This is a genomic window from Bacillus sp. FSL K6-0923 (assembly GCF_038630825.1).
Taxonomy (GTDB): Bacteria; Bacillota; Bacilli; order Bacillales; family Bacillaceae; genus Bacillus; species Bacillus pumilus.
Genome location: NZ_CP152044.1, coordinates 1,794,445 through 1,806,978, shown reverse-complemented (window position 1 = coordinate 1,806,978; position 12,534 = coordinate 1,794,445). Strand labels below are relative to the sequence as shown.

General features: G+C 37.3%; 15 protein-coding genes and 1 pseudogene. 13 read left to right on the top strand and 3 right to left on the bottom strand.

Features of this window, described 5'->3' with window-relative positions:
• Nucleotides 1-10 precede the first annotated feature (10 nt).
• The 3 genes from MHI16_RS09110 to MHI16_RS09100 all read left to right on the top strand — a co-directional run bounded on the left by MHI16_RS09110 (nt 11) and on the right by MHI16_RS09100 (nt 2,026).
• On the top strand, nt 11-385 hold the full coding sequence (locus tag MHI16_RS09110; RefSeq protein ID WP_061407986.1) for a RidA family protein: 375 nt from the start codon (nt 11-13) through the stop codon (nt 383-385).
• A gap of 72 nt (nt 386-457) precedes the next feature.
• Nucleotides 458-1,561 carry a threonine synthase gene (locus MHI16_RS09105; protein ID WP_061407983.1) on the top strand — a complete coding sequence of 368 codons (1,104 nt, stop codon included), beginning with the start codon at nt 458-460 and terminating at the stop codon, nt 1,559-1,561.
• A gap of 201 nt (nt 1,562-1,762) precedes the next feature.
• The gene (locus MHI16_RS09100) at nt 1,763-2,026 is read left to right on the top strand and encodes a hypothetical protein (protein ID WP_186306824.1); all 264 of its coding nucleotides are present in this window, start codon (nt 1,763-1,765) and stop codon (nt 2,024-2,026) included.
• A 62-nt stretch (nt 2,027-2,088) separates the two neighbouring features.
• Here the strand turns inward: MHI16_RS09100 and MHI16_RS09095 are convergent, their stop codons facing one another.
• Nucleotides 2,089-2,433 (bottom strand): helix-turn-helix domain-containing protein, encoded by a 345-nt coding sequence (locus MHI16_RS09095; RefSeq protein ID WP_061407980.1) that lies wholly within the window; start codon nt 2,431-2,433, stop codon nt 2,089-2,091.
• Nucleotides 2,434-2,556: 123 nt separating this feature from the next.
• Between MHI16_RS09095 and MHI16_RS09090 the strand changes: the two genes are divergently transcribed.
• Nucleotides 2,557-3,138, top strand: coding sequence for an NAD(P)H-dependent oxidoreductase (locus tag MHI16_RS09090; protein WP_058015645.1), 582 nt, complete (start codon nt 2,557-2,559; stop codon nt 3,136-3,138).
• Between the two features lie 422 nt (nt 3,139-3,560).
• On the opposite strand, the gene MHI16_RS09085 is transcribed toward MHI16_RS09090, so the two are convergent.
• A complete protein-coding gene (locus MHI16_RS09085; RefSeq protein ID WP_235567099.1) occupies nt 3,561-4,148 on the bottom strand; it encodes a TetR/AcrR family transcriptional regulator in 588 nt (195 codons plus the stop codon).
• Nucleotides 4,149-4,374: 226 nt separating this feature from the next.
• On the opposite strand from MHI16_RS09085, the gene MHI16_RS09080 reads away from it, so the two are divergent.
• From MHI16_RS09080 to arsC, 7 genes and pseudogenes are all read left to right on the top strand, one after another.
• The gene (locus tag MHI16_RS09080; RefSeq protein ID WP_268467614.1) at nt 4,375-5,019 is read left to right on the top strand and encodes an NAD(P)H-binding protein; all 645 of its coding nucleotides are present in this window, start codon (nt 4,375-4,377) and stop codon (nt 5,017-5,019) included.
• 153 nt (nt 5,020-5,172) lie between these two features.
• Nucleotides 5,173-5,793, top strand: coding sequence for an NAD(P)H-dependent oxidoreductase (locus MHI16_RS09075; protein ID WP_342498167.1), 621 nt, complete (start codon nt 5,173-5,175; stop codon nt 5,791-5,793).
• A gap of 89 nt (nt 5,794-5,882) precedes the next feature.
• Nucleotides 5,883-6,595, top strand: a pseudogene (locus MHI16_RS09070) (DsbA family oxidoreductase).
• Nucleotides 6,596-6,712: 117 nt separating this feature from the next.
• Nucleotides 6,713-7,165, top strand: coding sequence for a glyoxalase/bleomycin resistance/extradiol dioxygenase family protein (locus MHI16_RS09065; RefSeq protein WP_058015649.1), 453 nt, complete (start codon nt 6,713-6,715; stop codon nt 7,163-7,165).
• Nucleotides 7,166-7,782: 617 nt separating this feature from the next.
• A complete protein-coding gene (locus MHI16_RS09060) occupies nt 7,783-8,097 on the top strand; it encodes a metalloregulator ArsR/SmtB family transcription factor (protein ID WP_058015700.1) in 315 nt (104 codons plus the stop codon).
• Nucleotides 8,098-8,109: 12 nt separating this feature from the next.
• Nucleotides 8,110-9,408, top strand: coding sequence for an arsenic transporter (locus MHI16_RS09055; RefSeq protein WP_144462001.1), 1,299 nt, complete (start codon nt 8,110-8,112; stop codon nt 9,406-9,408).
• A gap of 14 nt (nt 9,409-9,422) precedes the next feature.
• Nucleotides 9,423-9,842 (top strand): arsenate reductase (thioredoxin), encoded by a 420-nt coding sequence (gene arsC, locus MHI16_RS09050; protein WP_058015651.1) that lies wholly within the window; start codon nt 9,423-9,425, stop codon nt 9,840-9,842.
• A 325-nt stretch (nt 9,843-10,167) separates the two neighbouring features.
• Here arsC and MHI16_RS09045 read toward each other — a convergent pair whose 3' ends face one another.
• Complete coding sequence (locus MHI16_RS09045; protein ID WP_061407969.1) at nt 10,168-10,383, bottom strand: hypothetical protein; 216 nt, start codon at nt 10,381-10,383, stop codon at nt 10,168-10,170.
• Nucleotides 10,384-10,792: 409 nt separating this feature from the next.
• On the opposite strand from MHI16_RS09045, the gene MHI16_RS09040 reads away from it, so the two are divergent.
• Together MHI16_RS09040 and MHI16_RS09035 are read left to right on the top strand one after the other, a co-directional pair.
• Entirely contained in the window at nt 10,793-11,971 is a 1,179-nt protein-coding gene (locus MHI16_RS09040) for an MFS transporter (protein WP_144462003.1), read from the top strand.
• 194 nt (nt 11,972-12,165) lie between these two features.
• Complete coding sequence (locus tag MHI16_RS09035) at nt 12,166-12,501, top strand: hypothetical protein (protein ID WP_003210975.1); 336 nt, start codon at nt 12,166-12,168, stop codon at nt 12,499-12,501.
• Nucleotides 12,502-12,534 lie beyond the last annotated feature (33 nt).

Here is a 12,534-nt window from a genome sequence, read left to right as displayed (position 1 = left end):
AGTGTCAAAAATGGAAAGCATACGCGAGGTAGGAAATCTAAAAGCAAACGGACACTATGCATTTGCAACCATTCATCAAAACACGGTCTATGTTTCAGGGCAATTTGCCATCAATCCCGAAACGAGAGAAAAAGAATTCGGCCCCATTGAAAAAGAGACATTACAAGCGCTAAAAAATGTAGAGATGATTGTAGAAGCTGCTGGTAGTAAAAAAGAGAACATTTTGCGCATGACATTATACATTTCAGATATTCATTTATGGGACAAAGTCGATGCTGTTTATACTGAATTTTTCGGTGAACATAAACCAGCACGTACTATTGTACCAACGAATGAATTACATTTTGGTTTCAAAATTGAAATGGACGCCATTGCATATATTTAAGATATTTTTTTGCCTACTCTATATAAAAAATTATATTTCGTATAAAAAAATATTCGAAGGGGTGGATGATTGATGAATCAATTGATTTGTAACCATTGCGGGAACAAATATGAGATGACACCAACTATATGGAAATGTGATTGTGGCGGAGTATTAAATTTGGTGAAAGATACCCCGAAAATAGATATCGAAGCTTGGGATCACTATCCAAATTCATTATGGCGTTATGTTGAAACCATGCCATTTTCAAAAGGTTCTAAGACGTGGGAAACTGTGACAATGGGGGAGGGTCAATCCCCTTTAATCGTTCTAGATCCTAATGAGCCAAACACTTATGTCAAAGTTGATTACATGATGCCGACATTATCCTTTAAAGACCGAGGAGCCGCTGTTCTAATGACAAAGGCTAAAGAATTAGGGGTATCAAAGGTGATTGCTGATAGTAGCGGGAATGCAGGAACGGCGATTGCAGCTTATGCAGCACGCTGCGAGATTGCCTGTGACATCTATCTAAGCGATGACACTTCACCTAAAAAGGTCGCTCAAATAAAAGCACATGGTGCAACGATTAAAGAAATTCACGGGACGCGAGAGGACATTGCAGCTGCGGCACAAAAGGCAGTAGACAATGAAAACGTGTTTTATGCAAGCCATGTCTATAATCCTTACTTTTTTGAAGGGACTAAAACATACGCCTATGAAATCTATGAGCAGCTAAAAGGAGCACCTGATGCTTTAATCATTCCGGTTGGAAACGGTACTCTCCTCCTAGGTGCGTATTATGGCTTTAAAGAGTTATTTGAAAATGGTTTCATTCATAAAATACCGAAAATCGTTGCTATACAAGCGAAAAACTGTGCACCTCTTGTGAAAGCATATCAAAATGAAGAGGAATCAGCATCACCTGTGACGAATAAAGGGACCTTAGCAGAAGGGATTGCCATTGCTGCTCCAGCACGCTCCAAACAAATTTTAGAAGCTGTACTAGATACCAATGGTACGTTTATTGATATTGAAGAAGATGAGATCTTACATGCACGCTCTACACTGAGTGAAAAAGGATTTTATGTCGAAGTGACATCTGCAGTCAATTTGGCTGGCTACATGAAATATCAAAAGGAACCAGAAGAAACCATTGTCATACCTCTTTGCGGGGCAGGGATTAAATCAAAATAACCTTAGGACTCTGGTAGAATAGAGCGTTGCGTGCCTCGTTGACCTATTATATGATCAATCAGGAGTAATATTTGCGAATGTTGAAAACATTGACCATCACAATTTGAAAACGGAGGAATGATTCGTGGGATTGGATTTTACTCATTGCGAAGCACATTGGTCTTACACCGACTTCCATGATTTTAGATGCAAGTTAGCAGCATGTATCGGTATGATTTAGATGATATGGAGGGTTTTGGCGGGGACATACCATTTGAGAACTTTACAGATGACATCATTCCTTTGCTGAATCTTTCGGATTCTGACAGTTACTTAATGCCAGATGTTTGTAAGACCGTTGCAGTTAGATTGCGTCAACTGATTCACAATTGGCCTGATGATGATATAGATAAGAAGAACGCTCTCTATCTGGCAGAAGGAATGGAGTTAGCACATCAACAAAATGAGCCAATCGGATTGATATAAGATGAGAAGAAAGCTACTTTAGAAAGCATGTTTAAACCGTAGTAGCTTTCTTTCCAGTCTACCTAATTATTTTTCATTTGTTCCTCTCCCCAATAACATATCTCATCTAATACAGGCATCAGTGATAATCCCTTTTCAGATAAACTATATTCTACTTTTGGAGGCACTTGAGGATATTCTTTACGATGAATTAAGTGATCCGCTTCAAGTTCTTTTAGTGTGTTGGTTAATGTTTTAAACGAAATTGTTCCGAGCATACGTTTCAGCTGATTATAGCGAACAGGAGCACCGTTAGTATATAAAGCATACAGAACCGGCATTTTATATTTCCCGCCAATTAATGACAAAGTATACCCAAAACCAGTATCTTTTAGCTCAGCTTTCGTCTGGAAGGACTCCTCATTCATTTCACACTCTCCTTTGGGTTAGTATCGCACTTTGATTACCGTACTTGTAGTATGTTATAGCATACAATAAAATGAATGTACATCAAAATATGATGCAAAACTCAGAAAAAGGGTGAATGAATAATGAAAACGATTGTCTATGCACATCCTTGGGATGGAAGTTATAATCATGCCATTTTGACTTCCATAACAGAAAATCTAGAAACAAAGAAAGAACCATTTCAAGTAATCGATTTATATAAAGATGAGTTTAATCCTGTTTTTACAGCTGAAGAATTGAAGTATTTTCATAAAGGAGAAACGCCTTATCAATTAGTAAAGGATTATCAAGAGAAATTAAATCAGTCAACTGAATTGATTTTTATATTTCCTGTCTGGTGGTGGGATTTACCTGCTATTTTAAAAGGATTTATTGATAAAGTGATGTTAAGGGGTTTCGCATTTACGGAAGATCAACACACTGGTTCTTTGAAAGGTTTATTGACAAATATAAAAAAAACAACCGTGATCTCAACATCTACAACAGATAAGGATTATATTGAATCGGAAGCTGGAAATGCCATTCAAAGCGTTTTTATTAATAGAACTCTAGCTGATTTGGGAATGAAAAATGAATCCACGAAATGGATTCATTTTTCTAGAGTGAACTTAACAACAGATGAAAAGAGAAAGCAATTTTTAAAAGAAATATCCCAGAATATTTGATTTACAGTACAACAAATAAGGCCCAACTTCTACGACCGATTTAATTTATTGAGAAGGTCGTAGAAGTTTTGAAATTTGAAAGAGTGAGATTTAGACAAACAAAAGGATAGACTTGTACAAGAAGGTAAATGTAGATCCATTGTATGACCTGATAAACAATAGCCGTATAAGAATCCCACTATTTAAAGTAAACCTAATTGACCTCTTGCAGGCAATTGATCATTGCTTTCTCCTCCAAATACCCCACTATTTAAATCCATATCATTTCTGTGTTTTTTGATGTCTTTTTTAGCTCTGCCAGCTCAAGCAGAATGCCCACTGCCAATTACAAAAGCTGTTTTATGCTAATATCGATTTTTTGCGTAATTTAATAATAGGCTACTTAAAAATGGCTAAAATAATTGATAATAACATCAGTTTCATTAAAGAAAATACTTACTCATACCATTTCTAAAGATAGGCAGGGTCTTAGTCACTAGCTCTTCTGGTGAAATAGGTCTCCCATCCTTATTCCATGTGTATGCAGCTCCGTATATCCCCCAACTTAGCATAGTAGATAGGGTTGTTACCAATTGTTTATCCTCTAATTCAATGGTATTTTCAGTTCCTTTTAGCACAAGATCAGCTATTAGTTTCTGTAACTCCTCTTTAATTTTACTTTCTATAATAGTTCCTAAAGAATTATAACCTTTGGGACATAGCTCGCTTAACTCTTTATGGTGATCACACATGGCTAGAAAAACATTTGCAATGACTTTTTCATTGAATCCATCGTGATCATTTAGTCTTTTTTTCAATTTGTCTGTAAATGTATTGGTGATTGTAGAATGTAATAAATCAAATTTATCGTCAAAGTGCGCATAAAATGTAGCGCGGTTAATAGTAGCCTTTTCTGTGATATCACGTACCGTTATATGGTTGAAATCTTTTTCACTAGCTAACGAAAGAAAAGAGTCTACAATCAATTGTCTTGTACGAAGTATTCTCGGATCTTTTTTTGGCATAATCATTTTTTCTTCTCCTTTTAGGGTTCATCATCGTGTCTAAAAACGACAATACATATAGAAGTGTTGCGTAAACAACATATCGGCTATTTTGGTTGTTGTTTATTATTCTTTTTCATCTTATCATCAATTATACAACGCGCGTTGCTTAAATAACACATGTTATTACGAAAGAGTTTTGATCAAGGAAATAATTGTGATCATTCAGAATAACAAAAGGAGATAGAAGACCATGAACATCACTATTTTTGGGGCAACTGGTGCAATCGGTCAACTTTTAACACAATTTGCATTAGAAAATGGAGATTTCGTCACGGTATATGTTAGAAACCCTGAGAAAATCAAGCGAAAGCATTCGAATTTACGCATTGTAACGGGTGAACTAACGAACACTTCAGCTATTGAAACGGCAGTTTCAGAAGCTGATGTCGTGTTAAGCACCTTAGGCCCCGGCATTGATTTGTCGCGAAAACGAAAAGATACACCGATCGCCGACGGACATAAACGGATTGTCAAAGCGATGAAGAAGTTCACCAAAAAAAGATTGATTACACTCGCAACGCCAGCCTTGCAATCTGAGGACGATAAGAAAAGCTTATCGACGATATTGCCGAGAATATTGCCTAAACTTCTCATGCCAAATGGTTATGCCGAAATGAAGAAGATAGGAGAACTGATTAAACAATCAAACCTAGATTGGACAGTCGTTCGAATCATTAATCCTAATATCAAATACAACGGGCAATCTTACGGTTATTCATTCGGCGATCAGCCAGCTAAAATGTCCGTATCTAGGGAAAATGTCGCTAAACTCATGTATGACGCCGCTAGGCAAAGCCAATTAATCGGAAAAATGCCCATTGTCTATAATAATTAAATCAGCTTTTTGTGTGAGGTTGTTGATTCAGCAAAAATTGTAGGGATCATTTAGAGTCATACCGAAAATATTGCGTGTGAATTCTTTTTATAAGTATTCAAAAAATGTTTAGGAATAAAAAACATTCATCAAAATCATAAAGGGGAAATGATCATGTCAAAAGTATTATTTGTTAAAGGCACACCTCAAAGTGAGAAACAATCAAGAAGTACGCAAGTTGCTAGAGCATTTATCAATGAATATCAGGAAGTAAATCCAACGGATGAAATAATTGAGGTAGATGTCTATTATGCAAATGTGCCATTAATCGATGCTGATTTTTTAACTGGACAAAAGAAGTTAAGAAGTGGGGAAGTGCTAACAGATGTTGAAGCACAAAAAATAGAAGCAGTGAATGCATTCACAAAGAAATTTATGGAAGCAGATAAATACATCATTCAGTCTTCAATGTGGAATTTAGGAATCCAACCCTTATTAAAAGCCTATTTTGATACAATCATGAGTGCTGGAAAAACGTTTAAATATACATCAGAAGGTCCAGAAGGATTGATGAAAGGGAAAAAAGCAATCCATATTCATGGAATGGGAGGATTTTATTCACAGGCAATTGGAAGGGAACATTCCGATTCTTACGTAAGAGGTGCGCTAAAGTTTGTTGGAATTGAAGTGGAACCAACGATTTTTGTTGAAGGTATTGACTATGATCCAACTAAGAAAGAAGAAGTTGTTGCTGCAGCAATTGAAAAGGCAAAAGCGGCAGCACGAACTTTTTAAAAAAGAGCTTTGGTGGGATTAGTTAAAAAGATGCTTATTAACATAATCCCCCTCATACATTCATCAAAATCATAAAGGGGGAACATATGATGAAAGTAGAAATTTGGTCTGATTTTGTTTGTCCGTTTTGTTATATTGGCAAACGTCAATTTGAAATAGGGTTAGAACAGTTTGAACATAAAGAAGAGGTCGAAGTCTTATTTCGTCATTTTCAATTAGATCCATATGCAAAAAAAATACAGGAATGGATATCCATCAAGTAGCATCTTCCAAGCATGGTATTCCATATGAAAAAGCAAAAGCAAGAAACAATCAATTGAAACAGAAAGCAAAAGAGGTTGGGTTAGATTATCAATTTGATACATTGATTCCTACGAATTCATATGATGCACTTCGTCTTTCTTATTATGCAAAAGAGAAAGGGAAGATACAGGAGTTTATGGAGCGCATGATGAAAGCTCATCTCACGGATTCACTAGATATCGGTGACCATGCAACACTTGCTCAACTTACAAGTGAGATAGGTCTTGATGGCAACGAAGCCTTGGATGTTTTAGCGAATGATAAATATAGCGAGAATATTGCAGCTGATAGAGCCGAGGGATCAAAAATTGGGATTCAGGGCGTGCCCTTTTACGTAGTGAATGATAAATATGTCATCTCAGGAGCACAGCCTAGTGAAGTATTTTTAGAAACATTACAACAGGTTTGGAAAGAAGAGTATGCGAACTCTAAGGTTGAAGCGCATAAATCAGAGTCGTCGCTCGATAATGATTGTTCAGATGGAACATGTAAATTTTAATGGATATTCAAAAAAGATTCAGAAATCACAAAAGAATATTATAGTATTTCAAGGCTCAGGTATTGTTGTTCTAAATCTTGTAGTAATGCTTCAAAAAAATCAAAGGGGTTTAGCGATATGAAAAATACAATTTTCCAAGGCACAATCGAACATTCAGGATTTGTAGTACCCGATATCGAAGTAGCAGTTGAATTCTTCACTAATATTTTGGGTTTTGAAGTCTTGTTCCGGCCAGGACGGATGCAGTTTGAAGACGATAGTTTAAAGAGATACTTTGGGGTTCACGATCATTCAGTTGTAGAAGGGGCGGCATTTTTGCAATACGGCGGTAGAAAGATCGAACTGGTTCAATGGTCGGCGCCAGATCAACAGAATGTTCACCTAAAACCCAGTGATATCGGTGTAGCTCATCTAGCTATTACAGTGACCAATATAGAAGAGGCTTTGAAATATTTTGCAGAACAGTCTGATGTTAAAGTTAGAGAGCTGAGCCCTCTTGGATTTTTCTATATCACAACTTCATGGGGGATGGAGATTCAAATAATGGAATTACCCCAAAAACCTTTATGACCTATCTAATTTGTACCAAGACAAAAACAAGGTCCTTTAATTAGTTGAAACAATAACTGTATCTTTATTAATGGACCCTCTTTCACCTTCTGATCAAAGGACACAAAGAAGGGTCCTTTCCATCTAATTGACCTCTTGCAGGCAATTGATCATTGTTTTCTCCTCTTAATACCTCACTAATATCCTGCTTTCTTAAAATCCATATCATTTCTGTGCTTTTTGATGTCTCTTTTAGCTTTGGCAGCTCGAGCTAAGTGTTAACAGCAGAATGCCCACTGCCAACTGCTGCAACTGTTTAATGCTGATACCGAGTCAGATCGCGATTTAAAATATCAGGAATGCCTTAAAATATTCCATCAGCCACTCTTTTTTCATTTTCTGTCATAATCCCTTCAGCATTTATTGGTTATCATCACCTTTTTTGCCAATATGGAGAACTGGGCTATTTAAATCAATCATTTTCACACGAATCAATTTTTGTTTGAATTCATATAATCAATTGATTATATAAGTTTTCAGTTATATACTATTGGAGGAGTTGATAACAGGACCGTCACCAGTTTTGAAAAGAGGGGGGAATCATTGTGACTACAGATGTTTCAATTGGTGTGACACATATGTCGAATTGTTTAAAAACACTCAGTGATCAAACAAGACTGATCATGATGAAATTGTTTTTGGAGAAAGAATATTGTGTTTGTGAACTGGTAGATATGTTCGAAATGAGTCAGCCAGCTATTAGTCAGCATTTACGAAAATTAAAAAAAGCTGGATTTGTTCAGGAGAACAGAAAAGGGCAGTGGCGTTATTATTCAATCAATACACTGTCTCCAGAATTTGAGACGATTCGTATCATCTTAAATCAAATTGATAAAGAAGACGACCTTTTAAAAAACATACAACATAACGCAACAAACATTTCTTGTTCATAAGGAGGGATGAGTTTGAGTTTTGCCGTTTTATCGTTACTTATATTTCTGTTCACTTTGGTATTGGTTATTTGGCAGCCAAAAAATTTATCCATAGGGTGGTCCGCATGTGGAGGGGCTATTTTAGCATTAATCGTAGGTGTTGTGAGTGTTGACGATGTGGTCACCGTGACAGGCATCGTTTGGAATGCGACTTTAGCTTTTGTCGCCATTATCATCATTTCACTCATCCTTGATCGAATCGGCTTTTTTGAATGGGCAGCATTGCATATGGCAAAGGCTGCAAAAGGCAGTGGGCTACGTATGTTTGTGTATGTGACCATCCTTGGTGCAATCGTCGCTGCTTTATTTGCAAACGATGGGGCAGCACTTATTTTGACACCCATTGTTTTAGCCATGGTCAGAGCATTACACTTCAATGAAAAAATTGTATTTCCTTTTATTATCGCGAGTGGGTTTATTGCAGATACAACTTCGCTTCCTCTTGTCGTAAGTAATTTAGTGAACATTGTAACAGCCGACTATTTTAACATTACATTTATTGAATATGCAGCCAGAATGGTTGTTCCAAACCTTTTTTCATTGCTTGCGAGTATCACTGTGCTGTACCTTTTCTTTAGAAAGAGTATACCTAAACGCTATGATATGACTGAGTTAAAGCAACCTAATGAAGCAATAAAAGATCCAAAGATGTTTAGATTATCATGGTATATATTAGCTTTTTTGTTGATTGGTTATTTTACAAGCGAATTTTTATCTATACCTGTATCGTTCATAGCGGGTGTGATTGCCATTTTATTCTTGATCCTTGCACAAAAAAGCCCTGCTGTTCAAACAAAAAGCGTACTAAAAGAAGCACCATGGGCGATCGTTTTCTTTTCCATAGGTATGTACGTTGTTGTCTACGGCATGCGAAATGCAGGGCTTACTGATGCTCTTTCAAGCGTGATTCAAGCTGTAGCAGATCAAGGTTTATTGGCAGGGACTCTTGGTATGGGATTTATCGCAGCAATTCTTTCATCTGTCATGAATAATATGCCGACGGTCATGATCAATGCATTAGCCATATCCGGCACCGATACACAAGGAATGATGAGAGAAGCGTTAATATACGCAAATGTCATTGGTTCTGATTTAGGACCAAAAATTACGCCCATTGGCTCCTTAGCAACACTGCTGTGGCTCCACGTCCTTTCTCAAAAAGGGGTGAAGATTTCCTGGGGCACATATTTCAAAATAGGGGTCATTTTAACTGTACCAACACTATTCATCACACTTTTAGCGTTGTATTTCTGGCTAATGATTATACATTAAAGGAGACGATCAACATGTCAAAGAAAACAATATACTTTTTATGTACCGGTAATTCTTGCCGCAGTCAAATGGCTGAAGGTTGGGCTAAAAAACATCTTGGAGATGAGTGGAAGGTCTATAGCGCTGGTATTGAAGCTCATGGATTAAATCCGAATGCTGTAAAAGCAATGAAAGAGTTAGGGATTGATATATCTAATCAAACGTCTGACCTGATTGATCAGAAGATATTGCATCACGCTGACTTAGTCGTAACACTATGCGGTGACGCAGCTGATAAATGCCCGATGACTCCTCCTCATGTCCAACGTGTCCATTGGGGCTTTGATGATCCAGCAAAAGCAGAAGGAACAGAAGAAGAGAAGTGGGCATTTTTCCAAAGGGTAAGAGATGAAATTGGAGATCGATTGAAACAGTTTGCTGAGACTGGAGAATAGGTGCTGACTTTAAGGCGAATTCAATTGAAAATCTAATAATGAAGAGGGCCAAGTTAAAGGCTCTCTTTTTTTGCATTAATTAATAGATAAGACATAACCATTCAATTGATTACGGAATTAATGTGAAGGGGCTACCAGTTGGGGGTTCAGCCTATATCTTTATTTATTAGTTTACATAATATATATTCTAGGAAGTTACACGACGAATACTATTCTTTTGTCTCAAATCTAAGTATACTTATCTTATTGAGACGAAAAAGAGAAAATCTACATCCTACGATATTCGCCAAATTTTGATTCATCCAGATATTTAATGATTTCCGCATTAATTGTCGCCAATCGTGACACCTGGATTAATAATAGCGCCAACGCCAATCCATACGTGGTTTCCAATGGAGACTGTTTTACCGAACTCAATGCCTTTTGCACGTTCTATTGGCTCAAAATGATGTCCAATGGTAATTTTGCATACGTCTAATAACACCGCATCAGAATTCGCAAAAAATGCTCGCCAACCTCGATATTGTATCCGTAATCGCACTGAAGCTTTCTTTCGAAAACGACATCATTTCCGCAAACGTCTAATAATTCCTTTAAAATGGATGTTCATTTTTCTGGCTGATTGGTTTGCTGGTATGCAAAGGCAATTGTCTTGCTCTTTCTCGATCTGCGATCAAGGTTTGGCCGCTAGATACATAATGTTCTATTTGGATCATTTTTTCCTTTTCACTTTTCATATTTTAGTCTTTAGTCCTCTCTCCTTCTATTTATCCTGATACATCCCCTTTATGTTTATTTTACCTTCTCCTCAGAAGAATTGGGAAAGTATGATTTCTTTTGCCTAAAATTGCCCCTGTTCCTGCCTCAGGTTATTTACGAATTGGCCCGTCTCATTTATAATCGAGTAGATTTGTTCAGTAACAGATACATCTTTAAATGTGAGGGATTACATGGAATTAAAGTGGTATAAAGCAATCATCATCATTTTCACGATGTCTGGTATTTCCATATCTACATGGTTTTCTCGGACACCAGAAGTGAGAGATTTATTACAAGCCAATACAGGAACGATGGGACTCATTTTACTCGGCTTATCCGTTGGTTCAATTGTTGGGCTTGTTCTTTCAAATGTATTTGTTCGAAAAAAAGGCGGACGAGTGGCGATTGTGATTAGTGCTTTTTTGATGTTTCTTGGATTCACCACTCTTGCTATTGGTTCAACCCTCTCTTCTATCTTTGTCGTCACGGCCGGACTATTTCTTTTTGGAGCAGGTTCAGGAATGTGCAATGTGGCGATGAACCTAGAAGGGACGGAAATTGAATACAGAATCAAGAAAACCATTTTGCCTATATTGCACGCTTCCTTTAGCATTGGTACTTTAATTGGAGCAGGAGCTGGCATTCTTTTTATCCATCTAGGGGTCTCTGTGTTGAATCACTTACTTGTCATTGCCCTTCTTTTCTTTCTCAGCATCTTCATTTGTACTCGGTTTATTCCGCACGGGACTGGAATGGATCTGCATGAGAAGCAGTCGCAGTCAGATACAATAGATGATACTCAAACGCCGTGGCTAAATAAACGAACGGTCTTTCTTGCCATGATCGCCTTATGTCTTGCGTTTGTCGAAGGGTCTGCTAATGATTGGATTCCACTTGCAATGGTGGATGGCTACCAGGTTTCTCATTCCATGAGTACAGTCATCTATGCATTATTTTTATGCGGGATGATTAGCGGCAGATTAATCAGCGGACGTTTGATTGACCGTTTCGGCAGGGTGTTATTGCTAAGAGTTGCGATTGTATCAGCTGCTGCTGGACTATTTTTGGTCATTTTAAAGATTTCACTTGTGGTATGTATGATATCGATCTTTTTATGGGGACTTGGGGCTTCTTTAGGCTTCCCGTTAACTATTTCTGCAGCTGGTGATGATAGCCGGTACGCCGTGAAACGCGTCAGCATTGTGACCTTATCAGGTTACACCGCCTCTCTTTCTGGTCCGCCTATATTAGGGCTGCTTGCCAATCAAGTAGGACTGCTTCATGCCTTTATTTTTGTTTTATTCGCCATATGTATTGCGGGAATCTTTACAAAAGCTGTCGCAAAACCGCATACATCACAAGTTCACTAAAAGTGTCTGATCCTCGATCATGGCACTTTTTTTAAATTAAAAAAATAAAATTGAAACCTTTCATGAAGTGAAACAGTCCTATAAATGTCCTGATGTTTATCGCTTTTTTAAAGAGGGAAAGTAAAAAAATAAGACTTTTCAAATAACAGAAAACGTGGTAAGATCATGAAAATAAACAGGAAGGGGTGAGATAAATGAAAAAAAATATGCTGCTAAAATTAGCTGTCTTATTCATAGCACTCGCAAGTTTTCATTTGTTCTCAATGCCTCATTCCGTTCAGGTATACCATCATGCAAAGGTGGTTGCCGATCAAGAATCACATGAGATGAAAATCGCTCAGACAATGGGCGATGAAAAGAAACAAAAACATGTGAGCGCAGTATTTGCCGCATTTACAGTACTGCTGATGATTGGCAGTATGACAGCTGGATTTGCACGCATCACTCATACTGATCAATATGACCGGAAAAAGAAGCATTTACTTGCAGTGTTCTATCAATCTTCTTATTTCCGACTATCTCGTGTTTAACCCAACCATCTAAATCAAAACAAAATTGGGAGG